A 23313-nucleotide genomic window follows, 5' to 3' on the forward strand; every position below is an offset into this window, starting at 1 on the left:
GTTACTGACCCTCCACTTTGTAGAATACTTTACCGGCAGCTGCCCACTCACGGGTTTGCTCCGACACCTGATAGATTTCGCCTAAATGTGCGTACTTATCGGCAATTGCTACAAATTCCGCCAGACCCAGTTGATCCAGATAACGGAATGCGCCACCACGGAACGGCGGGAAGCCAATACCGTAGATCAGCGCCATATCGGCTTCCTGTGGTGAGGCAACAATGCCTTCTTGCAGACATAGCAGGACTTCGTTGATCATCGGTACCATACAGCGCTCGATGATGGTTTGTTTGTCAAACTGTGCAGGTGCATCACAAATTTCACTCAGCAGGGCAACGGCGTCGGCATCTTTGCTCTTCTTCAGGCGACCTTTGCGGTCAGGTGCATACTGGTAGAAACCTTTCTGGTTTTTCTGTCCAAAGCGATTTGCGTTGGCCAGGTGGGCAACCGGATCTTTGTCTTGACGTGCCATGCGGGTTGGGAAACCATCTGCCATCACGCCGGTACAGTGATTGGCTGTGTCGATCCCAACAACGTCCAGCAGGTAAGCCGGCCCCATTGGCCAGCCAAAGACATTTTCCATGACTTTGTCGACTTGTGTGAAGTCAGCACCCTCTACGACTAGCTGGCTGAAACCGGCAAAGTATGGGAACAGTACTCTGTTCACGAAGAAACCCGGACAATCGTTCACAACGATTGGCGACTTGCCCAGTTTCAGAGCATAGTCGACAACAGCCGCAACGGTGTCATCGGAGGTTTTCGCGCCACGAATGATTTCAACCAGTGGCATCTTGGGCACTGGATTAAAGAAGTGCATACCACAGAAGTGTTCTGGGCGTTCCAGTCCTTCAGCCAGTTCGTCAATGCGAATGGTTGAGGTATTTGAAGTCAGGATGGTGCCTTGTGGCAATTGTTTTTCAAGACCAGCTAGTACGGTTTTCTTAATCTGAGGGTTTTCGACAACCGCTTCAACGATGATGTCACTGCCTTCCAGGTCACGGTCATTCAGCGTTGGTTTGATCTGCGCCAGTGTGCCAACCATTTTGTCCAGCTTCATGTGACCACGCTCGACTTTTTTGCCCAGCAACTTTGCCGCTTCGCCCATGCCCAAGTCCAGCGCACCCTGACTGATGTCTTTCATGACAATCGGTGTGCCTTTATACGCCGACTGGTAAGCGATACCGCCACCCATGATGCCCGCGCCCAGTACCGCAGCTTGTTTGATATCAGTCTGGCTTTGTTTCGCTTGTTTCTTAGCAACGCCTTTAATGTACTGATCGGCCAGGAAGATCCCGGTTTGTGCCGCCGCTTCAGCGGTTTTAGCCAACTTAGCGAAGCTCGCGTTCTCAACTGCCATGGCTTCATCGCGACCCATATTGGCAGCAGCTTTGATGGTTTTAACCGCCATCACAGGAGCCGGGTAGTGACCTTTAGTTTTGGCCATCACCATGCCTTCCGCCATTGCAAAGCTCATGCCTTGCTCAACGCGGTTCATTTTCAGCGGGTCAAGCTTAACCTGACGTTTGGCGCGCCAATCCAGCTTGCCAGCAGCTGCTTGTTCCATGGTACGCAGTGCCGCGTCCATCAGCTTATCCTGAGCAACCACCGCATCCACGGCGCCTACTTTCAGGGCATCGGCTGCGCGGTTTTCTTTACCTGTGGTGATCCAGGTCATCGCGTTGTCCGCACCAATGAGGCGTGGCAGACGTACGGTACCACCAAAGCCAGGCATAATGCCCAGCTTCACTTCTGGCAGGCCAATCTTTGCGCTGTCAGAAGCAATACGATAATCGGTAGCAAGTACCCACTCACAACCACCGCCCAGTGCCAGACCATTGACCGCAGACAAGGTTGGGAAAGGTAAATCTTCCAGGGCATCAAATACGTCGGTGGCTGCTTTGATCCATTCAACTAGTTCGGCTTCCGGGCGGTCAAAGGTGGGCAGGAATTCGAAAATGTCGGCACCAACAATAAAGTGGTCTTTGTCGGAGCTAAAAATCAGGCCGTCGATGTCATCACGTTGTGCCAGCTCTTTGAGCGCCGCATGACAATCTTGCAGGGTTTGCTGAGATAATTTGTTGACCGAACCTGGCAAACAAAACTTAAACTCAGCGATTTTGCCTTTGTAGAAATCCACAACAAAGGACTCGCGTTTCATTAACATACATGTTCTCCCGTGTTTTTACACTGGTACGATGAGTTGTCATTTCATTCAGTGTGGCGTCTTTAAAAGAAAATTGCAATGAAAAATTTACCGCAGGTTTACTGCAAAGGGTTAGGCACAATGCTAAGGTGGTTTGGCTGATTATTTTCCGGATGACAAGGTTTGTCCGGGCGTTAAGCCTTGGGCAAGTTGTCACACAATAGTCTGGTGTTAAACACACGACTGTTTGGTGTGCACACAGTGCGCCCGGGCAGGGAACTCACAGAAAGGAAGGTGTTTTGGTGTGGGCCTTTTTTAGTTGCATTTTAGACACCCCAGAACATTGACTGCCAATCAAGAGAATGAAAGTTAAGCCTATGAAATTATGGTTTAGTCGTTTTGCTGTCACGTGCCTTGCAGTGTGCAGCGGGGCCTGGAGCCACCTGGGACAAGCTGCGGATCCGCATCAGGCGTTCAAAGACGCAGAGCGGGTGGCGTGGAGTGGCAATTATCAGGCCTTTAAAAAGTCGCTTGCTGAGCTCGATCATCCCCTTAAGCCTTATGTTGAGGCAACCTTCTATAAACGCCATCCAAAACTAAAATATCAGGACGAGATAGGGCGCTTTTTGTCGATTTATGATCATACGCCACTGGACTGGATGGTACGAAAGAGCTGGTTGAATTATCTCAAGCGTCGCAATAAAAAAGCCCTCTTTATAGAGCATTATCAGGATACCACCAATGCGGAGCTGAAATGTACTTACTTACAGTTCCAGCTTGACCTGGGCGCGCCAGAGAAAGCCATTTTGGATCAGGTAGAACCATTGTGGGTTGTCGGTAAATCACAACCTAAAGCTTGCGACAAATTGTTTAGCCGCTGGCAAAAAGCCGGGTATCGGACACAAGCGTTGGTGTGGCAAAGGATCACGCACGCGGCCCAGGGCGGTCAGGCGTCGCTACTCAAGTATTTAAAAACCTTGTTGCCCCGCAAAGAAGCCTACTTGGCAGATCTCTATCTTAGCGTACGGCGCGATCCCAGCGCATCTGCTGGTCTTTACCGATATAAGCAGCGCTCTGCCAAAGAAGCAGAGATAGCCGTCTATGGTGTCCGGCGTTTGATCTGGCGCGATCCTAAGCTGGCATTGCGCGCCTGGGATAAATTGCAGGGCATGTTTACCTTTACGCAGGCACAACAGGACAGTGTGGCATATCGGTTTGCCCTGGCACTGGCGTCCAAAGGGCATGAGCAGGCAAAGTTCTGGCTCAACAAAGTGCCCGCGGAATTACAGGATAAGAAACTGCGTCAGTGGCTGATGAGTAACATGCTTAAAGAGCAGGACTGGGAAGGGATAGCCGTGCTGTTTACGGGCATGGAAAATCTCAGTCATGGTCAGACATACTGGTTGGGCTATAGCTACGCCAAACGCAATCAGATGGAGAAAGCGCAAGCCTTGTGGCGACAAATTGCATCGAAGCGTGATTATTATGGCTTTCTTGCTGCTGCGCGCCTGGATCTGCCTGCGCAACTCAATGCTGAGCCGCTGAATGTGCCGCCGAGCATTGTGGCCAAGGTATCAGAAGCGCCCGGCTTTAAAAGGGCGAAAGCACTCTATGAGCTGGAGCGTTTTACCGCAGCGCGGCGCGAGTGGAACTATTTAACCAATACCTCCAGCACCGCGGAAAAACTGGCGGCGTCGGTACTGGCAGCTGAGCTCGATTGGTATGACAGTACCATTTATACGCTGGCGCAGATCAAAGCCTGGAATTATGTAGACTTACGTTTTCCGATGGCATTTGATGATTTGTTTGTTCGCTATAGCGAACGCAATAAGGTTGATTTGGCGTGGAGCTTTGCCATCGCACGTAGAGAAAGTTCATTCGCGCCCGATGCTCGCTCCCATGCAGATGCATATGGTCTGATGCAGCTACTGCCCAGCACCGCGAAGTATGTGGCTAAGTCACGGGTATCAACACGTCAATTAATGAAACCGGCGACCAATATTCGTCTGGGTACCGATTATCTCGATTACCTAAAAGGCAAGAATAAAGGCAATGAGATCCTGGCTACGGCCTCTTACAATGCCGGCTTTCATCGTGTGAAGCGCTGGATCCCGAAAGAGGCCATGCCTGCGGAGTTATGGATCGAATTGATCCCTTATCGGGAAACCCGTGACTATGTCAAAAATGTCATGGCGTATCGCCAGGTTTATCACACCAAGTTAGGTCGTGAGGGGAACATTCTGGCTGGCATTCTCGATATGCAGATTGGCGGTAAGTAAAGCGTATACCCTGTTCAGTTGTCGGTTTGTCTCGCGATAGCGAGGCTGACCGCGGCCGGCTTTACTTCTTTAAACCTGTGGCGCTATGTTAGACTCAGTGACAAGCGAATTAAATAAAATGGGTACACCAATGGAACAATTAGCAAATTTGTATGCCGAGCATATCGCAACGCTGCAACAGCGTACGAAGACCATAATTGAACGTGAGAATCTGGATGGGCTCGTGATCCACTCCGGACAGGCCAAGCGCCAGTTTCTGGATGACATGTATTATCCGTTCAAGGTGAACCCGCAATTCAAGGCGTGGTTACCGGTCATCGATAATCCGCACTGTTGGCTGGTCGTGAATGGCACTGATAAGCCTAAATTGATTTTCTATCGTCCAGTGGATTTCTGGCACAAAGTACCGGACGAGCCGAGTGACTATTGGGCTGACTATTTTGACATTCAACTGCTGCTTCAGCCCGATCAGGTTGAACAATACTTACCGTACGACAAAGCAAATCTGGCTTATATTGGTGAATATCTTGAGGTAGCACAGGCACTTGGATTTACTCAGGTGAACCCGGAGCCGGTGATGAACTATTTGCATTTCCACCGCGCTTACAAGACCCACTATGAACTTACCTGTTTACGCGAAGCAAATCGCCTGGCAGTGCTGGGCCACAAAGCCGCGCGCGATGCTTTTTATGCCAAAGAGTCGGAGTACGGTATTCAGCAGGCCTATTTGCAGGCCACTGAGCACATGGAAAATGACACGCCGTATGGCAACATTGTGGCGCTAAACGAGAATTGTGCGATCCTGCATTACACGCATTTTGAGCGTCGTGCGCCACAGCAGCATTTATCTTTCCTGATTGATGCAGGGGCTAACTTCAACGGTTATGCATCTGATATTACGCGTACTTATGATTTTGCACGGCAGGGGGAATTTTCTGATCTTATCCAGGTGATGAATACCCATCAGATTGAATTAGGTCAGGGGTTACAACCGGGTAAGCTATATGGCGAGTTGCACCTGGACTGCCACAAGCGCATTGCTCAGGTGCTGGTGGATTTTGATCTGGTGCGTGGTCTGAGCGTTGACGGGATCCTGGCGCAGGGCATTACATCGACGTTCTTCCCGCATGGTCTGGGCCACCACCTGGGCTTACAGGTTCATGACATGGGCGGTTTCATGGCGGATGAGCTAGGTACGCATCAGGCACCACCTGAAGGTCATCCGTTCTTACGCTGTACGCGTAAGATTGAAGCTGGTCAGGTATTTACCATTGAACCTGGTTTGTATTTTATTGATTCTCTGCTGGGTGAGCTGGCGCAAACGGACAACAAACAGTACATTAACTGGGATAAGGTCGATACGTTCAAACCATACGGTGGGATCCGCATCGAAGATAATATCATTGTCCATGATGACCACCTGGAGAATATGACCCGGGATCTGGCGCTGGATTAACCCAGCGTCTGAGTTAACTGTGTTAGACTGGGAGCCTTGTGCTCCCTGTGTTGTTTTGTTGAATTCCCATGTCTGAATACGCCATTCCAAGCAGTACCATTTCACATCACGAAGAAATTAAGAAAAGCACGTTTATCGTGCACATTGCCCATACGCCCACTCTAGAGGATGCTAAAGCGTTTATCCGGGCTATTAACGAGCAATATCCGGATGCCCGGCATAATTGCTGGGCCCATATCGCCGGGGCGCCGGGTGGCAGTCATATACTGGGCTTTTCAGATGATGGGGAACCCAATGGCACGGCCGGTAAACCAATGCTGAATGTGTTGCTGGGCTCCGGACTTGGAGAGATCACCGCCGTGACTACGCGTTATTTTGGGGGTATCAAGCTTGGTACGGGGGGGCTGGTGCGCGCTTATGGTGGAACACTCAACAATGCGCTGGACACACTGCCGACTCAAATTAAGATCCCTGCCAGTACCTTAGTAGGTGAATCTGACTATGGTCTGCAGGGGAGTATAGAGCAGCACCTTAATAGCCAGTACACCGTGCTTAATATAGATAAGCAGTATGGTGCGTCTATTTCTTGGGAGATTGAACTGGATAGTCGTGAAGCAAAAACAGCGATTGCGTCGGTGCATGATCTGACTCATGGCGCCGTGTCACTGAGGTTCAAAGCGTCCTGAGACGGGTTTCGCGGTTTACTAACTGAGTGATGTATTAGACAATCAGGTGTAATTACAATAACTCGCGAATCGCGCCATGCAATTTCGTACCATTATAAAGATACTCGGACAGCTTGTAGCGCTCTTTAGTCTGACTATGGTGCCACCGGCTCTGGTGTCTTTGATCTATAAGGACGGCGGTGGTGTGCCGTTTGTCCTGGCATTTATCTTTAGCGTGCTGATTGGCCTGATGGCCTACTACCCAAACCGCAAAGAGCAGGGTGATCTGAAAGCCAGAGAGGGCTTCTTGATCGTGGTCTTGTTCTGGCTGGTACTGGGGGCTTTTGCGGCTGTGCCGCTGATCTTCTTAAGTGAACCCAATCTGTCGTTTGCCGATGCGGTTTTTGAGGCCTTTTCTGGCCTGACAACCACAGGGGCAACGGTATTGACGGGCATCGAATACTTGCCCAAATCTGTCCTTTTTTATCGTCAGCAATTGCAATGGCTCGGTGGTATGGGGATCATTGTTTTAGCCGTTGCGGTATTGCCAATGCTAGGCGTTGGTGGCATGCAGCTATACCGGGCCGAGACACCCGGTCCGGTTAAAGACTCGAAAATGACCCCCCGGATAGCCGATACCGCCAAGCATTTATGGTATATCTATGTGACTTTGACACTGGCCTGTACGCTGGCTTATGCCTGGGCCGGGATGAGCTGGTTCGATGCTATCTGTCATGCGTTTGCAACCATTGCTATTGGCGGGTTCTCAACCTATGACGCTTCAATAGGCCACTTCGACAGCCCAATGATCAATGCCATTTGTGTGTTCTTCCTGCTCATTGCCGCTGCCAACTTTTCACTGCATTATGCCGCCGTGGCGGGTCGTAACATTAAAGTTTACTTCAGAGACCCTGAGCTCAAAGTCTTTTTGTTTATTCAGCTTGCGCTGGTGGTGTTATGTTTTGCGGTGCTGTCGTCTAAGCAGGTATACAGCAATGGTGATGAAACGCTGGATCATGCGTTGTTTCAGGCGGTCTCTATCAGTACCACCGCAGGTTTTGCCACAGACAGCTTTGCGGCCTGGCCATTATTCCTGCCTATTTTGCTGATCTTTTCCAGTTTCATTGGGGGGTGTGCCGGGTCAACCGGCGGTGGCATGAAAGTGGTGCGGGTATTCCTGCTTTACTTACAGGGGATCCGGGAGCTGAATCGTCTGGTGCACCCTCGTGCCATATATTCCATTAAGCTGGGGCGTAAGGCACTACCCGATAAAGTGGTCGAAGCCGTATGGGGATTTTTCTCGGCCTATGCCCTGGTCTTTGTGATCATCATGATTGCTTTACTGGGCACCGGGCTAGACAATATCACGGCGTTCTCAGCAACCGCGGCATGTTTAAATAACCTTGGCCCGGGATTGGGTGATGTTGCGGCACATTATGGGGATATCCCCGACTCAGCGAAATGGATATTAACCTTGGCCATGGTCTTCGGCCGTCTTGAAATTTTCACCCTGCTGGTGCTCTTTACCCCCACGTTCTGGCGTGGGTGAGGCCAGACCGATATGCCAGTGGCATATCGCAGCTGGCCGAACGCGAGACCTTGGGTGGTCGAGCCGGAATACACCGCCATGGATGGCTTTCTGCACTAAACTAGCTGGCCGAGCCGGAATACCTCGCCATGGAAGGCTTTCTGCATCAATCTAAATTAGCTGGCCTAATGTCGAGGGGTTGGCTGGTTTTTATTTGTTTCAGCTTCCATCCAAAAAAGACCTGCCTGATTGCTTAGTTGTTGATACAAAGTAAGACAAGCCTATTGCTCAGCGTACTGCTTTTGCATATTAAAATGACCTGATTAAGGTATGTTTGTAAATTTTTTAATATTTGTTCTTCTGACTTTTACATTTCAAAAAAATTACAATTCTATTTAAATCATTGGTTTATTTTGTTTCCTATAAACTCACGCATTAGTCAAATTAACGCCAGTTAAAAAAATATATCAAAAATCGCAAAAAATGCATTTTTTCATTAGCAGTGGTGTCATATTTGTATCGTCAGGGTAAATACCCTACTTTTTAAGTTACCCACACCGGACAGTGGGTGTTGCCAGAAAACAAAACTATGAGGAATGGCCGAGATGTTTGCCATGTCACATCAAAATAAACATAAAGCAATTCAAGCAGGGATGATCAGCCGGGTAAATCTGGCTGGCGGCGCCAGTGACTTAACTGAATGTGTGGCTCAGCTCAACCAATATATGAGTGGGACCGGGTGCTTACACTACGATAGCTGTTTGCCATCCGCTCACGGCAGTGTCCCGTTACAGCGTTACGATGGCGTCGAAGTCAGTGAGTGCGTGATCGGTATTATTTCAGAAAATGCATTGTGGCAAACGCGTACTTTGCCTCCTCTGGTACTCAAAGAACACACCGGAAAGCTAACACACACTGATCACGAGCACATGCTGGGTATTACTTTTATTACAAAACGTAATGGTGAACCTATGCTGTTCTTTACCGAACATTATGAGCAACATCTGGCACTGAGTACTCTTGAAGTGCAAAGCCGTATGATGACACTCAGAGATGCGGCAATTTTGCTGAAAGGACATTTACAACAGGGGTAAGCCTGTTCCTGTAATGGGGTTGAAACCATTATATTAATTGCATTTTGCTGCTACACTATCAGCAGAGTAGTTAGCAGGGTTACAAGATGTTGAAGCGTAAAACGCAACGGAGCAGGAAGCACTTAACGCAGATCCCCGCGGGCAGTCTGATTGATATTGAAATTGTCATGCCTGCCAGCCGGAAACGCGTCCGTACTGAGTTTATCGGGGTGCTTGAAGATCAGTATATTATTTTAAATTATCCCAACCCTAAGCGACTCGGCGCGGCGGCTGATTATGTGAAGACGGGGACGGAGATCATCGTCCGGGCCCTGCCTGAAGATAGTAATGGGCAGATCATTGCTTTCAAAGAGACCATTAAAGCCATTAGTAATCACCCCGCGCGGCTTATTTTTCTTTACTATCCCCATGAAGTACAAACCTATCAGCTGCGCGCTCAAACCCGCGTACCAGCCCTAATTCCTGCCATTTTGCAGTTGCCCGATTACAATGAAGTGGGCGTGATCAAAGACATTTCGCTGTCGGGTATGATGTTTGATATTCAAAAAGAACACCTGCCTGACGATCTGGAGTCAGAAAACTGTGAAGTATTGATTGAAGGTAAAGACGACAATGCGTCTGCTATCAAAGGCAAAGTGTGCCGTATTATTGAAAGTGCAGAGGGCAATGTGTCTTTGGGGATCCAGGTCGTGGGCCCGGATACGACCATCAAAGCGGTGTTAAAAGACTACCTGATAGATTTGTCTATTCTGTCTGAAGAAGACGAACACTAGCTGACCAAACCAGTTGGTCAGCCAGGGTCTGAGCATTACACAAACAGTGCGCTGACCTGGAAGAGCTTTTCAACCACACCAATCTGTTTTTTGTCGATCAGAAACATGATGACATGATCTCCTGAGAGGATGATGGTGTCATCGTGGGCTATCAGTACTTCGTCGTCACGAACTATGGCACCAATGGTAGTGCCTGCTGGCAACTTGATGTCCCGAATGGCACGGCCAACCACTTTTGAGGTGTTCTCGTCGCCGTGTGCAACGGCTTCAATGGCTTCAGCAGCGCCCTTGCGAAGTGAGTAAACGTTCACTATATCACCACGTCTGACGTGGGTGAGCAGGGCTGAAATGGTCGCTTGTTGAGGTGAAATCGCAATGTCGATTTCTCCTCCCTGTACCAGGTCAACGTACGCGCCTCGCTGGATGAGCACCATGGTCTTCTGCGCACCCATGCGTTTGGCCAGCATCGCTGCCATGATGTTGGCTTCATCGTCATTGGTGACCGCAATGAACACATCAACCTGTTCAATATGTTCTTCGGATAACAGTTCCTGATCAGACGCATCACCACAAAAGACCACGGTGTTGTCGAGCATTTCTGACAAGGACGATGCCCGGTCATGATTACGCTCGATGAGTTTAACACTGTGATTTTTTTCTAATGATCTGGCCAGACCGGCACCGATATTACCACCACCGGCGATCATAATTTTACGATAAGACCGTTCGAGCTTTTGCAGCTCGTTCATGACCGCACGGATATGTTTAGTGGCCGCAATGAAGAACACTTCGTCGTCGGCTTCTATCACAGTGGTGCCTAACGGCTTAATGGCTTTGCCCTGACGGTAAATGGCAGCGACCCGGGTATCTACATTCGGGATATGCTCTTTTAATGCAGACAGTGCATAGCCAACCAGCAGACCACCATAGTAAGCCTTAACAGCCACTAGAGATAACATACCCTCGGCAAATTGCAGTACCTGCAATGCGCCGGGGTAATCGATCAGGCGGCGAATATAACGGGTCACCAGTTGCTCTGGTGCAATATAGTGATCGACCGGTAAGTCGTCGTTATGAAATAACTTTTCCCGATACTTCAGATATTGCTCAGAGCGGATCCGGGCAATTTTAGTGGGCGTATTAAAAATACTATATGCCACCTGGCAGGCGATCATATTCACTTCATCCGAACTGGTCACCGCAATGACCATATCGGCATCTTCGGCACCGGCTTGTCGGAGCACATCCGGGTGGGCACTGTGTCCCGTCACGCCTTGCAGGTCATACTTGTCCTGCAATTCCCTTAATCGTTCTCCGTCAATATCGACAACGGTAATTTCATTCTGTTCGCCGACCAGGTTTTCGGCCAGTGTACCACCGACTTGTCCGGCACCTAAGATTATGATTTTCATACGTTAGTTAAGCGCTATTATTGTTTTTCCAGCCGTGCGTAATAAAAGCCATCAGTATGACCTGGCAGCAGTTGCAAGCCAGGCGTGTCTGGTGTGTCCTGGTCGTGCAATGGCGTGAGTTGAGCATCCGCCGTGCGTGATAAAAACGCTGCGACTTGCTCTGCGTTTTCCTGAGGCAACACGGAGCAGGTCGCATACACTAAGGTACCGCCGGGCTTGAGTAATGGCCAGATTGCATCCAGAATACTGGCCTGTAAAGCTGCGAGCTCATCAATGTCGGTGGCGCGACGCAACCATTTGATGTCCGGGTGTCGACGGATCACGCCAGTTGCTGAGCAGGGCACATCTAATAAAATGCGATCGAACTGTTCACCTTGCCACCAGGTATCTGGTGCGGCCGCATTGGCTTCAAGGCACTGCGCACTGAGATGCAGACGCTGCAGGTTTTCGTCAACGCGTTTCAGGCGCTCACCATCGGCATCCAAAGCAATCACATTGGCATCGGCTAATTCGAGAATATGACAGGTTTTGCCTCCTGGTGCGGCACAGGCATCCAGAATATGCTCGCCGTCTTGCGGTGCAAGCAAACGGGCGGCCATTTGCGCTGCAGCATCTTGCACTGAGCTGGCACCTTGAGCAAACTCAGGCAATTGTTGAACATCAACAGGTTTGGTCAGCAAAATGCCATCTGCAAAGTCCGCATCCAGGGTATGGGCAATGCCTTGTGCATCAAGACGCTCTGCATAATCTGCTGTGGTTGATTGACGCTGGTTAACGCGTAGCCACATAGGTGCCTGTTGCTGATTGGCTGTTAAAATTTCTTCCCACTGCTGTGGGTAAGCAGCTTGCAGTTTCTTAATGAACCAGCCCGGGTGGTTGTACCGACAGACCGGGATTGCATTGGCGCTGGCTTCTAACGTGTCCTGAGCACGTTGGAAGTTACGTAGTACTGCGTTGATTAGCCCCTTCAAACCTGGTGCCTGTAGTTTATTGGCTGCATTGACCGTTTCTGCCACTGCGGCGTGAGCAGGCACGCGCATATGTTGCAACTGATAAATACCCACGTATAACAAAAACTGGAATACCCGATTTTTACCCTTGAGTGGTTGCTCGAGCAATTGCTGGCAATAGTGTTCCAGGCTGGGCAGGTGGCGTAAAACGCCATAGCAGATCTGTTGCAACAGGGCGCGATCTTTCACTGGCAGCTGACGGCTGGCATAAGGCAGTTGGGTTGTCAGGGACTGGCCTTTATCAACGACCTGAAACAGAGTTTGCGCGGCGAGCGCGCGTACATTGGCCATCAGGCACCCACCTGGCTACCGGGGGCTACCCAGTCGCTGCGGCCATTCAGGAAGTCTTGTGCCGACATGGGCTTTTTACCTTGCGGTTGGAGCTGTGTGATGGTCAGTGCTTGCTCACCACAGGCGATAGTGATCCCGTTCTTGTCTGCGCTGAGTACTTGTCCGGGTGTGCCTTTATTAGAGACAACCTGGGCTTGCCAAATTTTAACTGTCTGGCCCTGCATCTGGGTGTAGCATACTGGCCAGGGGTTAAAGGCGCGAATGTTACGCTCAATTTGCAGTGCGTCTAGTTGCCAGTCAATATTGGCTTCTTCTTTAGAGAGCTTTTTGGCGTAATTGGCCTGGGCGTCATCCTGTGGCTCGGCGTTCAGCGTGCCAGCAGCCAGTTTATCCAATGTGGCAACCAGCGCGTCCGGTCCGAGCTCGGCCAGCTTGTTATACAGGCTGGCACTGGTTTCGTCTTCATCAATCGGGCAGGTAGCGATGTGCAGCATGTCGCCGGTGTCCAAGCCTTCATCCATTTGCATAATGGTCACGCCGGTTTCTTTATCGCCTGCCCAGATGGCACGTTGGATTGGGGCTGCACCACGCCAGCGTGGCAGAATTGAACCATGGACATTCAGACAGCCCAAACGAGGTGTGTCCAGAATGGCTTTAGGCAACAGTAGGCCATACGCTACCACCACCATTACGTCGGCATTCAGTGCAGCAAGTTCAGCCTGTGCGTCGTCAGACTTGAGTGATTGTGGTTGGTAGACGGGCAGATCGTGTTCCAGTGCCAGAGTTTTCACTTCGCTGGCTTTGAGTTTTTTACCGCGGCCGGCGGGGCGGTCTGGTTGGCTGTAAACAGCGACAACGTCATGATGTGATGCGATCAGTGCAGCCAAATGCTTGGCAGCAAAATCCGGGGTGCCCGCAAAGACAATACGCAGAGATTTGCTCACTTGAGGTTCCAGTTAGGTAGTATATTGATAGTCGGTAACGACACGCTTACGCGCGTGCCGCCAGTTTGGCTTCTTTTTCGATTTTTTTGCGGATCCGCTGGCGTTTTAGCGGCGACAAGTAATCGATGAACAACTTGCCCTGCAGGTGGTCTAGTTCGTGTTGCACACACACGGCCAGTAAGCCGTCGGCGTCAAACTCATAGTTTTCACCATGCTCGTTAAGTGCTTTAACCGTCACCGTTTCTGCGCGATCCACTTTGGCATAGGAGTAAGGCACTGATAAGCAGCCTTCTTCACTGATGGTAGAGCCATCTTTTGCGATGATTTCCGGGTTGATCAACACACGCGGTTCGTTGCGCTCTTCTGAGACATCGATCACCACAATACGCTGGTGAATGTCTACCTGCGTAGCAGCAAGGCCAATACCATTTTCTTCATACATAGTTTCCAGCATGTCTGCGACGATCTGACGGATCTCGTCATTTACTTCGGCAACCGGTTTTGCAACCGTGCGCAAACGTTCATCTGGAAAACTCAGTACTGCTAACTTAGCCATAGATACCTTTTACACTTGAATTAAATGGGGTAATGTATGCTCTTATTTTAGCCATTCACGTTCCCCTTTAACAGGTTTTGGTGGATAATATCGAAAAATAACTCAAGGAAGCCTGCATGAAATCTCATATTGCCGCCCTTTTGCTGGCAACGAGTGCTGTTTTTCCTGCCCTAGCACAAACGCTGGCGGTAAAAACCAGTGCGCCCGAGCGTTATGTTGTTAAGAAAGGGGATACCCTTTGGGATATTTCTAGTCTGTATTTGAACAGTCCCTGGAAGTGGCCTGCATTGTGGCAGTGGAATCCACAGATCAAGAACCCGCATCTGATTTATCCGGGGGACGTGTTATCGCTACATTACGACAGCGAGGGTAATCCGCGTCTAAGCCTGGCTAAAGGGGTACGTCGGTTATCCCCTCAGGTTCGTGTTGTAAGCGATAAAAATCAGGCCATACCTACCTTGCCATTGGCGGTAATGGAACCGTTTATGCGCTTTGAACAAGCGATGGCTGAAGGCGACTTTGCGCAATTGCCTATGGTGCTGGGGTCAAACTTTAATTATAAAATGAACATAGAAGGACACCTTTTATATGTAAAAGGGGATCTCCCTCGGGGTGGCAACTATGGTATCTACCGCAAAGGAGATGCTTACCGTGACCCGGATAGCGGCGCGATATTGGCCTATGAGTCGATTCTGGTCGGAACTGGCCGGGTGATAAGGACAGGCAACATTGAGGCAGGTCAGCCAAGCACGGTAAAAATAGAATCCGTGCGCCGGGAAGTGAAACCCAGTGATGTGTTGATGCCCATCTCCAGCGGGCAAAGTTACTCGGCTAACTTTAAAATGACTCAGCCTGTTCAGGCCATTTCTGGCAATATCATTGCTAGCAGTAATAAACTGCGAGAATTCAGTACCATGGCGGTGGTGGTTATCGACTTAGGTCGTAAAGATGACCTGCAAGAGGGGAATGTACTTGCAATTCATCGTCAGTCTCCTACAGTGATTGAAAGTGACGCGGGCCCAAGTTATGTCGAGGATGCCAGTAGTCTGGATAAGGTGATCACCGAAGTCAGCGAATGGTTTGGTGAAGGGAATGACGAAGACAGCGTCGTCTGGCATATGCCACAGGAAAAAGTGGGTGAACTGATGCTGTTTAAAGTATATGACAACATTAGTTATGCCATGGTCACTAAGACCCGACAGCCCGTAAGAGTGGGAGATTCAGTTAGCAGTCGTTAATCTTCCTCGCCTACATAAAGCTGATTGAATTAAGCACAGTAACTGGACAGGCTCAAGGAGGGAGCATGACAACACTGGATTTACGGCACAGTCTGGCACTGAGACTATGCCCAGGGTTGGGGAGTCGCACACTGGAGCGCGCGACTCAACACCTCTCACCTGCCGAACTCTTTGTTGCCACCGCCACCACATTGCGCGAGTTTGGGCTATCTCAGGATGCTGTTCATTATCTGCAAGCGCCAGACTGGCATAAGATAGATACTCTGATCCAGCAATGTATTACGCAGCATATTCAGTTAGTTGGTTATTTTGATACCGCGTATCCTCCGCTGTTAAAACAGATCAGTAGTGCCCCCTTGATGTTATTTTGCAAAGGACGATTGTCTTTGCTGTCTCAACCGCAAATTGCCATTGTTGGTAGTCGTAACGCCACAGCCACCGGATTAGATATTGCCAGGGAGTTTGGTCGCTCGCTCAGTGACGTGGGTATGGCGGTGACCTCAGGTCTGGCAAGAGGCATAGATGGCGCGGCTCATCAGGGGGCGTTGAGTCAGGGGGGACCGACTTTGGCTGTGCTTGGCACCGGTGTTGATGTGATTTATCCGCGACGACATCATCACTTGTATCAGCAGGTGGCTGAGCACGGCCTGTTGATCAGCGAGTTTTTGCCAGGGAGTCAGCCCAGAGCCGAGCACTTTCCACGTCGTAATCGCATTATTTCCGGACTGTCGTTGGGGGTGCTTGTGGTTGAAGCTGAAATAAAAAGTGGCTCTTTGATCACCGCGCGTTATGCTCTGGAGCAGAACAAAGAAGTGTTTGCTGTGCCCGGGTCGATCAGAAACCCCTTGTCTCAGGGGTGTCATTATCTGTTAAAAGAGGGCGCAAAACTCACCGAGCGAGTTGATGATATTCTCGAAGAGGTAAGATTTTTCTCCGAAAACGGTCTATATATAGTAGAAAGTGACAAAAAACAGGAGCACTGCCCCGTATTGCAACATCTCGGCTTTGAGGTAACCAGTGTAGATACCTTATCGCAGAGGACCCAGTGGCCAGTAGAAAGGGTGCTTGCCAGACTGCTGGACCTTGAGCTTGAAGACAAAGTAGAACGCGTACTAGACGGCTACATCAAATTAGCGAGGGGTTAATTATGTTTGATATCCTAATGTATTTATTCGAAAACTATATTCACAGCGAAGCGGATATCTTCGTCGAACAAAACGAACTCACAGATGAACTGGTCGGGGCCGGTTTTAATCAAGACGAGATTTACAAAGCACTGGACTGGCTTGAACAACTGGCCGATTTACAACAATCTGATGAAATTCCCTATTTAAACGCCCGCCCGGATAGCGCGATCCGGATCTACACTGAGCAAGAATGTGCCATGCTGGACATCGAATGTCGGGGCTTTCTGATGTTTGTTGAGCAAATCGGGGTGATAGATAGCACCACGCGTGAAATGGTCATTGACCGTTTATGCGCGTTGGATAAGAAGGCCATCTGTCTGGACGATCTGAAGTGGGTGATCCTAATGGTACTGTTTAATGTCCCCGGTAAAGAGCATGCCTATGCGCAGATGGAAGACCTGATCTTTGAAGAGCCAACCGGCCCGTTGCACTGAGTTTCTCTTATTCTATCCCGAAAGGCGATGTCGTTAAGTCAGGCAGATTGCCTGACTGACGTAACTGTGTTCCTTATATCACGTTCCCTTGATACTATTATAGGCGCAAACCAAAGGGGTGAAGTGGACGGGGACTTGTTATGAGTAAAATAGATCATTCATTGTTTAATGCAGACCAGCATGCCCTGGAGCGGGAATATGAAGTGTGTCCTAAATGTGGCTCCGAATTGGTGATCAAACACAGTAAATCAGGTCCTTTCCTTGGATGTGCCAGCTATCCGGCGTGCGATTATATTCGCGCCATCGCCCACCATGATAACCACGACATTAAGGTGCTTGAAGACAGTGCCTGTCCTTTATGTAGCGAACCTTTAGTGGTGCGCAATGGTCGTTACGGGATGTTTATTGGCTGTACCGGCTATCCTCAGTGTCATTATATTGCTCATGATGAAGAGCCGGAAGAAGCGCCTGGTCCGCCTTGCCCCAAATGCCACAAAGGCACATTACATAAACGTAAAAATAAGTATGGCAAGTTTTTTTACGCCTGCGATACCTATCCACAATGCAAGTATAGCGTTAACCATCCACCGATAGCACATCCTTGTGAGGCCTGTGGCTGGCCCGTCATGGTGCAAAAACACCGGGGTGGAAAAGCTGTGCTACAATGCCCGCAGAAAGTTTGTCAGCATACAATTGAGGAGCCTCAGTGAGCGAACAAGACACGCAACGCCAGTTACCCCAAAATGCCGTCGAAGCGTTACAGCAAGGGGGGCTGATCTGTTACCCGACCGAAGCGATTTTTGGTCTGGGCTGTGATCCCGATAACGAACAAGCCGTCCATGCGCTGTTAGCACTGAAAGACCGCCCGGTAGAGAAAGGGCTGATCCTGATCGCCGATAATTTTGCACAGTGCCTGCCGTACGTTGATGACAGTAAAATTCCGCAGGATAAACGTGCCGAAATATTTTCCTCCTGGCCAGGCCCTGTGACCTGGTTGTTGCCAGTCAAGGCGACAGCCCCAGAGTGGGTGACCGGCGGCAACCCAAGCATTGCAATTAGAGTGACCGATCACCCTGTCGTTAAACAGCTGTGTCAGACATTTGGTAAACCGATTGTTTCTACCAGTGCGAATTTTAGCGGCGAAGAGCCAGCCAAGACGCTGGCTGAGGCTGAGGCTGCTTTTGGTGATCGAGTGGCATTTTATCAGGCGGGCGAATTGGGTAAGCAAACCAGCCCAAGTCAGATCCGTGATGCCCTGAGTGGCAAAATCATAAGGAGTTAACGACCTTGAGTCAGGTGAACTTAGAGTCCGTTAAAGCGTTCTTACTCGCCCTGCAGGACGAAATATGCCAGGGTCTGGAGCAAGCGGATGGCAGTGGCAAGTTTATAGAAGATGCGTGGCAGCGCGAAGAAGGCGGCGGTGGTCGTACTCGTGTGATGCGTGACGGTGCAGTAATCGAGCAGGGGGGAGTAAACTTCTCTCATGTTTATGGCGCGTCAATGCCAGCATCCGCAACAGCACATCGGCCTGAACTGGCGGGGCGCAGCTTCCATGCCTGTGGTGTGTCTTTGGTGATCCACCCCAAAAATCCACACATCCCAACCAGTCACGCGAATGTGCGTTTCTTCATTGCTGAAAAAGAAGGTGAAGAACCCATCTGGTGGTTCGGCGGTGGGTTTGACTTGACGCCTTTCTATCCTGTACTGGAAGATGTTAAGCACTGGCATAGTGTGGCTAAGGCACTGTGTACGCCGTTTGGTGAGCAGGTCTATGATGAGCATAAAAAGTGGTGTGATGATTATTTCTATCTTAAACACCGCAAAGAAACCCGGGGTGTGGGTGGCTTGTTCTTTGATGACCTAAACCAGTGGGGGTTTGATACCAGCTTTGAATATATGCAGGCGGTTGGCAAAGGTTTCCTGAAAGCGTATGTGCCTATCATGGAGAAGCGCAAAGACACGCCATTCAATGAAGCACAACGTCAGTTCCAGTTATATCGTCGTGGTCGCTATGTGGAGTTTAACCTGGTCTGGGACCGGGGTACTTTGTTTGGTCTGCAAACGGGTGGGCGAACAGAGTCAATCCTGATGTCCATGCCACCGTTAGCTCGCTGGGAATATGACTTTACGCCAGCCGATGATGCACCAGAGGCTATGCTGTATAAGCATTTCCTGCGTCCGCGAGACTGGTTGGCAATGACCTCGTTAGAGGACTAGCTCAATGACTTAATAAAAAAGGCGCCGACGGCGCCTTTTTTATTTCAGGACCCGGTTATTCAAGCCGGAAGCTGCGTACTTGCTCATCTAAAGAGCGGGCCAGTTCAAGTAGGTTTTCACTGATCTGCTTGCTGCCATGAGCATCAATCAAAGATTGCTCTGCGTTGTCACGAATAGCGACCACACTCTGATTGATCTCCTCTGCGGCCAGATTCTGTTGCTCCGTCGCATCGGCAATTTGCACATTCAGTGCGTTAATCTCATGCATCTGATTAGAAATATCTTTGAGTGCCTGTGCCACCTGTTTCACTTGCATGGCGCGATCATCGGCTTCCTCACAAGACGCACTCATGGCGCTCACGGTTTGCGCTGCTTCATTTTGTAGCTTGTCGATGGTGCGTTTGATTTCGTCCGTTGAGTCATGTGTGCGGGTCGCAAGGGTACGGACTTCGTCGGCAACCACTGCAAACCCGCGGCCTGCTTCTCCGGCACGCGCCGCTTCGATAGCCGCATTCAGTGCCAGCAAGTTAGTTTGTTCGGCAATACTGCTGATCACTTCCAGGACTTTACCTACCTCTAAGGTCTGAGTCTGCAGCTGACTGACCTGATCGGCTGCCTGGCGTACATCACGTGCCAGCTGATTGATGCTCTGCTCCGTATGTTCCGCAACCGCCATGCTTTGCTCGGCCAGGTGATTACTGCTATCTGACTTTTCAGAAGCAAAGTGGGTGGTATTCTTTACCTCGCTGGACGAGCTTTCCAGTTCATTGATAGCGGCAGCGACTGAATCAGTGCCTTGTTTCTGTTCCTGAATGGCCTGCTCTGTGGTGTCAGCAGCGTTGTAGATTTGCTCAGCTGATTGGATCAGGACATGGGATGAGGCTGATACCTGGGCAATGTTATCTTTAAATGAGGCCATCATCTTATTAAAGTTAATGGCTAGCCGACCCAGTTCATCGTCTATAGTATCGTCGATACGTAATGACAGGTCCTTATTCTGGGTGGCCAGGCGCATCGTACGACCCAGTGTTTTCAGTCGGACAATAAAGAGCTTACGGAAGATGATACCTAGAATGACAAAGGTGGTGGCAAAGATGCCGGTCAGCAAGCCTGTGCTGATCCAGGTGTTATTGTGTACGGTATCGTCAATGTCTTCGAGTGAGTAACTAATGCGCACCGCACCCAGCACCTCACCTTCTTGTGCCTGATGACACCCTAAGCAGTTAGTCCCTTTATAGTTTTCTCTTGCCACCATTGGCTTAAGGTAGGTCATGATACGCTTGCCGTCACGCTGTTCAATGACCAGTGTTTCCTCACCTTGTAATGCCGCCCGCTCCACGTCGCTGGTGGGTTGCTGGTTAGGATTACCCATGCCATATAGCTTGTTAATTTTATCGCCCCGAATGATATGCGCATCTTCAATATTATCGTGATTGCGCATCTTATCGCTGAGGATCTCACGGTTTGCCATGGTGCCCGTGAGCATCATGGTGTTGATCGAATCGAAATAGTTGTCTGCCAATAAGCGAATATTGGTCTCGACGGTTTCTTCGGCCAGTTGTTTTTGTTGGCTGGAGTTACTTAGTATACTGGCGATGAGTACCAGCACGCCTGTAATGGCAAGTAACGCATAAATTTTATGTTGAATGGATTTCACACGCATCGCACCTTAAAAAAGCTGAGCCGTTATTATGCGTGTTTAGTAACCAGACCAGTTTGACTTAGCGCAAAAAATTATTGCGCTAATTTAATATAAAATTAATACTTTAGTCGTGATTTATCATGTGAGTGGCTAATTGAGCCAGCGATTTTCGCAACCCTTCTCGTAACAAAGGGTTGTCCACTTCCAGATCCAGTGCCTTGTCCATGCAATACATCCACTGATCGCGCAGGTCTTTATTTATCGTAAACGGCATATGGCGCATTCTAAGTCTGGGGTGGCCATATTGCTCCGCAAACAAGTCTGGGCCACCCAGCCAGCCTGATAAAAACTCAAAAAACACCTGACGGATGCGATCCAAGGGTAATGGATGCATATCGTATAGAGGTTTTGCGTAAGGGTCACTTTCCATAATGTCATAGAAACGGTTAGCCAGTGCTCGGGTCCCAGTTTCACCGCCTATGATCTCGTAGGGTGTTTTCTCGGGCGTTGGTGCCTGGTGTGTTGTACCTGAGGATTGATTGTCACTTGCATCTTGGTTAAAGATGCGTTTAATTAACTGCTTCATATAACATCACTATATAGTTAGGCTGTTCAATGGATAAATACGCGGTTTTTGGAAACCCGATTAAGCATTCTAAATCTCCTGCCATTCATACGCAATTTGCTGGTCAGTTTAATTCAGTCATCGAGTACCGGGCTATACTGGCCGAGCTCCCTGAGTTTGAAGCGGCCGTTACGACTTTTTTTGCCGAAGGAGGCTTGGGTGCAAATGTCACGCTGCCTTTTAAAGAGCGAGCATATCAATTGGCCGGGCAGTTGACGGAACGGGCTCAATTAGCCGGTGCGGTCAATACTTTGTTGCCGCAACCAGATGGGGCATTGCTGGGTGATAATACAGATGGTGCAGGACTCGTTGCTGACTTATTGCGCCATACCGAGACTTTATCAGGTGCCAGCATTCTGTTGATTGGTGCTGGAGGTGCTGCTCGCGGTTGTGTGTATCCGCTTTTGCAGGCCGGGGTAGCAAGTGTTGTGATTGCCAATCGCACCGCGGAAAAAGCGCAGCAACTTGCGCAGTTGTTTTCTGACTATGGCAATGTTCAGGGGGTGGCACTGAATGAGGTGCCTGTGCAGAGCTATGATCTGGTGATCAATTCAACGTCGTCGAGTGTGACAGGTCAGGTGCCTGATATCGACCCACAGCATGTGAGTACCTGTATGCTGGCATACGACATGTTCTACAGCGATCAGCAAACTGCCTTCTTAGCCTGGGTTGCTACTCACAATGCAGCAGCAGAGTGTGTAGATGGTATGGGGATGCTGGTAGGGCAGGCGGCTGAAGCGTTTGCATTGTGGCGAGGCCAAACACCAGAGGTAGCGCCTGTGCTTAATGCAATGAAAGAGGGGAGCCTGTGAATCAGCAAATCCTAATCAATGATGATATTCACTACGATGAGACCCGGCAATGTTTGATTTTCACGGCCATGGTGTCGGGGATGCTGGTTTCTTGTGTGATTGCGACCTCCCTAACCAAACAACAGGCCCTCACGCACTTTAAAGCACATCAGTTTGATTATGAAATGCAAGCCGAGCAGCTAATAGAAGAGGAGGCGTACTCGGCACAAGGAGAAATCGAGTTAGTCCAGCTCTGAGAGGTAGTCATCCTTTAGCTCGACATAGTTCTGCGCCGATGTTTTGAGAAACGCAATCTCCTGCTCGTTGAGTGGACGAGCTTGTTTAACCGGGCTGCCTACATACAGGTAGCCCGATTCAAGACGTTTATTAGGGGGGACTAAAGCACCGCCACCGATGATCACATCGTCCTCTACGACAACATTGTCCATAACTATCGCGCCCATACCGACCAGGATGCGATTACCCAGCTGGCAGCCATGTAACATCACTTTGTGACCAACGGTAACATCATCTCCAATGATCAAAGGGTAACCATCCGGGTTTCCAGCGCTTGATCGCGTAAGGTGCAATACACTGCCATCCTGAATATTGGTGCGTTGACCAATCCGGATATAATTGACATCGCCTCGTGCAGCCACTAAAGGCCAGACACTGCTGTGTTCACCCACTTCGATATCACCAACCAGAACGGCGCTTTCATCCACATACACGCCGGTGGCTAGTTTTGGGGTTTTGCCTTTATAACTTCTGCCTTTGTACTTATTTGTCATTTTAGTATCCCTTTTTTACCTGCTATTACCGATAGTCTCAGTGATAAGTCCCAGTGTAGAGCTTTGCCTTGTAGAACTCCAGCCTCAAAAAAGTGCAATATTGCATGTTTTACATTCGCTTTTACTAGGTTTGGTGTGATTTTTGTCCGAACGCACTGTTTTTCTCACTTTTCTTCAAAAAAGGGGTTGCGCTGGGTTTCGATTTCCCTATAATGCGCATCCACCGACACGGGGCAC

Annotated in this window: 22 protein-coding genes; 14 read left to right on the top strand and 8 right to left on the bottom strand. The window is 49.6% G+C overall.

From position 1 onward, the window contains the following. Position 1 precedes the first annotated feature (1 nt). A complete protein-coding gene (gene fadB, locus MHN31_RS22710) occupies positions 2–2164 on the bottom strand; it encodes a fatty acid oxidation complex subunit alpha FadB (RefSeq protein ID WP_239445384.1) in 2163 nt (720 codons plus the stop codon). A 356-nt stretch (positions 2165–2520) separates the two neighbouring features. On the opposite strand from fadB, the gene MHN31_RS22715 reads away from it, so the two are divergent. The 6 genes from MHN31_RS22715 (at position 2521) to MHN31_RS22740 (ending at position 9938) form a co-directional block, all read left to right on the top strand. Then, positions 2521–4422: a transglycosylase SLT domain-containing protein gene (locus tag MHN31_RS22715; protein ID WP_239445385.1), complete on the top strand. Its 1902-nt coding sequence runs from the start codon at positions 2521–2523 to the stop codon at positions 4420–4422. A gap of 130 nt (positions 4423–4552) precedes the next feature. Then, the gene (gene pepQ / locus MHN31_RS22720) at positions 4553–5878 is read left to right on the top strand and encodes a Xaa-Pro dipeptidase (RefSeq protein WP_239445386.1); all 1326 of its coding nucleotides are present in this window, start codon (positions 4553–4555) and stop codon (positions 5876–5878) included. Positions 5879–5946: 68 nt separating this feature from the next. Then, on the top strand, positions 5947–6564 hold the full coding sequence (locus MHN31_RS22725; protein ID WP_239445387.1) for a YigZ family protein: 618 nt from the start codon (positions 5947–5949) through the stop codon (positions 6562–6564). 76 nt (positions 6565–6640) lie between these two features. After that, positions 6641–8092 carry a TrkH family potassium uptake protein gene (locus MHN31_RS22730; RefSeq protein ID WP_010384834.1) on the top strand — a complete coding sequence of 484 codons (1452 nt, stop codon included), beginning with the start codon at positions 6641–6643 and terminating at the stop codon, positions 8090–8092. Positions 8093–8676: 584 nt separating this feature from the next. Then, positions 8677–9165, top strand: coding sequence for a hypothetical protein (locus MHN31_RS22735; protein ID WP_239445388.1), 489 nt, complete (start codon positions 8677–8679; stop codon positions 9163–9165). Positions 9166–9251: 86 nt separating this feature from the next. Then, on the top strand, positions 9252–9938 hold the full coding sequence (locus MHN31_RS22740; RefSeq protein ID WP_010384831.1) for a flagellar brake protein: 687 nt from the start codon (positions 9252–9254) through the stop codon (positions 9936–9938). A gap of 35 nt (positions 9939–9973) precedes the next feature. Here the strand turns inward: MHN31_RS22740 and trkA are convergent, their stop codons facing one another. The 4 genes from trkA to def are packed head-to-tail and all read right to left on the bottom strand — an operon-like array spanning position 9974 to position 14151. Further along, positions 9974–11350: a Trk system potassium transporter TrkA gene (trkA, locus tag MHN31_RS22745; protein WP_010384830.1), complete on the bottom strand. Its 1377-nt coding sequence runs from the start codon at positions 11348–11350 to the stop codon at positions 9974–9976. A 17-nt stretch (positions 11351–11367) separates the two neighbouring features. Continuing rightward, positions 11368–12651, bottom strand: coding sequence for a 16S rRNA (cytosine(967)-C(5))-methyltransferase RsmB (gene rsmB, locus MHN31_RS22750; RefSeq protein ID WP_239445389.1), 1284 nt, complete (start codon positions 12649–12651; stop codon positions 11368–11370). Next, positions 12651–13595: a methionyl-tRNA formyltransferase gene (gene fmt / locus MHN31_RS22755; RefSeq protein WP_138536337.1), complete on the bottom strand. Its 945-nt coding sequence runs from the start codon at positions 13593–13595 to the stop codon at positions 12651–12653. Before fmt ends, rsmB begins: the two co-directional genes overlap by 1 nt. 46 nt (positions 13596–13641) lie before the next feature. Further along, positions 13642–14151, bottom strand: a complete 510-nt coding sequence (gene def, locus MHN31_RS22760) for a peptide deformylase (RefSeq protein WP_239445390.1) — start codon at positions 14149–14151, stop codon at positions 13642–13644. Positions 14152–14267: 116 nt separating this feature from the next. Here def and MHN31_RS22765 point away from each other — a divergent pair, with 116 nt between their 5' ends. The 6 genes from MHN31_RS22765 to hemF all read left to right on the top strand — a co-directional run bounded on the left by MHN31_RS22765 (position 14268) and on the right by hemF (position 19227). Then, positions 14268–15389 (top strand): LysM domain-containing protein, encoded by a 1122-nt coding sequence (locus MHN31_RS22765; RefSeq protein WP_239445391.1) that lies wholly within the window; start codon positions 14268–14270, stop codon positions 15387–15389. Between the two features lie 65 nt (positions 15390–15454). Next, positions 15455–16534: a DNA-processing protein DprA gene (gene dprA, locus MHN31_RS22770; protein ID WP_239445392.1), complete on the top strand. Its 1080-nt coding sequence runs from the start codon at positions 15455–15457 to the stop codon at positions 16532–16534. 2 nt (positions 16535–16536) lie between these two features. Beyond that, positions 16537–17010 carry a DUF494 family protein gene (locus MHN31_RS22775; protein ID WP_010384823.1) on the top strand — a complete coding sequence of 158 codons (474 nt, stop codon included), beginning with the start codon at positions 16537–16539 and terminating at the stop codon, positions 17008–17010. Positions 17011–17150: 140 nt separating this feature from the next. Further along, the gene (locus MHN31_RS22780; protein WP_125561205.1) at positions 17151–17720 is read left to right on the top strand and encodes a type I DNA topoisomerase; all 570 of its coding nucleotides are present in this window, start codon (positions 17151–17153) and stop codon (positions 17718–17720) included. Beyond that, positions 17717–18292 carry a Sua5/YciO/YrdC/YwlC family protein gene (locus MHN31_RS22785; RefSeq protein ID WP_125561207.1) on the top strand — a complete coding sequence of 192 codons (576 nt, stop codon included), beginning with the start codon at positions 17717–17719 and terminating at the stop codon, positions 18290–18292. Before MHN31_RS22780 ends, MHN31_RS22785 begins: the two co-directional genes overlap by 4 nt. 5 nt (positions 18293–18297) lie before the next feature. Beyond that, positions 18298–19227, top strand: a complete 930-nt coding sequence (gene hemF / locus MHN31_RS22790) for an oxygen-dependent coproporphyrinogen oxidase (protein WP_194868789.1) — start codon at positions 18298–18300, stop codon at positions 19225–19227. A 55-nt stretch (positions 19228–19282) separates the two neighbouring features. Here hemF and MHN31_RS22795 read toward each other — a convergent pair whose 3' ends face one another. Together MHN31_RS22795 and MHN31_RS22800 are read right to left on the bottom strand one after the other, a co-directional pair. Next, a complete protein-coding gene (locus MHN31_RS22795) occupies positions 19283–20890 on the bottom strand; it encodes a methyl-accepting chemotaxis protein (RefSeq protein WP_125561211.1) in 1608 nt (535 codons plus the stop codon). A gap of 103 nt (positions 20891–20993) precedes the next feature. Continuing rightward, the gene (locus tag MHN31_RS22800; RefSeq protein WP_125561213.1) at positions 20994–21455 is read right to left on the bottom strand and encodes a group II truncated hemoglobin; all 462 of its coding nucleotides are present in this window, start codon (positions 21453–21455) and stop codon (positions 20994–20996) included. Between the two features lie 29 nt (positions 21456–21484). Between MHN31_RS22800 and aroE the strand changes: the two genes are divergently transcribed. Together aroE and MHN31_RS22810 are read left to right on the top strand one after the other, a co-directional pair. Next, a complete protein-coding gene (gene aroE / locus MHN31_RS22805; RefSeq protein WP_125561215.1) occupies positions 21485–22306 on the top strand; it encodes a shikimate dehydrogenase in 822 nt (273 codons plus the stop codon). Next, the gene (locus MHN31_RS22810) at positions 22303–22542 is read left to right on the top strand and encodes a DUF1488 domain-containing protein (protein WP_194868787.1); all 240 of its coding nucleotides are present in this window, start codon (positions 22303–22305) and stop codon (positions 22540–22542) included. Before aroE ends, MHN31_RS22810 begins: the two co-directional genes overlap by 4 nt. Here MHN31_RS22810 and MHN31_RS22815 read toward each other — a convergent pair. Next, entirely contained in the window at positions 22528–23076 is a 549-nt protein-coding gene (locus MHN31_RS22815; RefSeq protein ID WP_125561220.1) for a gamma carbonic anhydrase family protein, read from the bottom strand. The two genes, MHN31_RS22810 and MHN31_RS22815, sit on opposite strands and share 15 nt — an antisense overlap. Between the last annotated feature and the right edge of the window lie 237 nt (positions 23077–23313).

It is taken from the genome of Pseudoalteromonas sp. McH1-42 (assembly GCF_022347845.1).
GTDB lineage: Bacteria > Pseudomonadota > Gammaproteobacteria > Enterobacterales > Alteromonadaceae > Pseudoalteromonas > Pseudoalteromonas rubra_D.

Bases quoted from the DNA above. Each gene is read 5' to 3' on its own strand.
- fadB (WP_239445384.1), bottom strand. From the start codon at position 2,164: ATGTTAATGAAACGCGAGTCCTTTGTTGTGGATTTCTACAAAGGCAAA.
- MHN31_RS22715 (WP_239445385.1), top strand. From the start codon at position 2,521: ATGAAATTATGGTTTAGTCGTTTTGCTGTCACGTGCCTTGCAGTGTGC.
- pepQ (WP_239445386.1), top strand. From the start codon at position 4,553: ATGGAACAATTAGCAAATTTGTATGCCGAGCATATCGCAACGCTGCAA.
- MHN31_RS22725 (WP_239445387.1), top strand. From the start codon at position 5,947: ATGTCTGAATACGCCATTCCAAGCAGTACCATTTCACATCACGAAGAA.
- MHN31_RS22730 (WP_010384834.1), top strand. From the start codon at position 6,641: ATGCAATTTCGTACCATTATAAAGATACTCGGACAGCTTGTAGCGCTC.
- MHN31_RS22735 (WP_239445388.1), top strand. From the start codon at position 8,677: ATGTTTGCCATGTCACATCAAAATAAACATAAAGCAATTCAAGCAGGG.
- MHN31_RS22740 (WP_010384831.1), top strand. From the start codon at position 9,252: ATGTTGAAGCGTAAAACGCAACGGAGCAGGAAGCACTTAACGCAGATC.
- trkA (WP_010384830.1), bottom strand. From the start codon at position 11,350: ATGAAAATCATAATCTTAGGTGCCGGACAAGTCGGTGGTACACTGGCC.
- rsmB (WP_239445389.1), bottom strand. From the start codon at position 12,651: ATGGCCAATGTACGCGCGCTCGCCGCGCAAACTCTGTTTCAGGTCGTT.
- def (WP_239445390.1), bottom strand. From the start codon at position 14,151: ATGGCTAAGTTAGCAGTACTGAGTTTTCCAGATGAACGTTTGCGCACG.
- MHN31_RS22765 (WP_239445391.1), top strand. From the start codon at position 14,268: ATGAAATCTCATATTGCCGCCCTTTTGCTGGCAACGAGTGCTGTTTTT.
- dprA (WP_239445392.1), top strand. From the start codon at position 15,455: ATGACAACACTGGATTTACGGCACAGTCTGGCACTGAGACTATGCCCA.
- MHN31_RS22775 (WP_010384823.1), top strand. From the start codon at position 16,537: ATGTTTGATATCCTAATGTATTTATTCGAAAACTATATTCACAGCGAA.
- MHN31_RS22780 (WP_125561205.1), top strand. From the start codon at position 17,151: ATGAGTAAAATAGATCATTCATTGTTTAATGCAGACCAGCATGCCCTG.
- MHN31_RS22795 (WP_125561211.1), bottom strand. From the start codon at position 20,890: ATGCGTGTGAAATCCATTCAACATAAAATTTATGCGTTACTTGCCATT.
- MHN31_RS22800 (WP_125561213.1), bottom strand. From the start codon at position 21,455: ATGAAGCAGTTAATTAAACGCATCTTTAACCAAGATGCAAGTGACAAT.
- aroE (WP_125561215.1), top strand. From the start codon at position 21,485: ATGGATAAATACGCGGTTTTTGGAAACCCGATTAAGCATTCTAAATCT.
- MHN31_RS22815 (WP_125561220.1), bottom strand. From the start codon at position 23,076: ATGACAAATAAGTACAAAGGCAGAAGTTATAAAGGCAAAACCCCAAAA.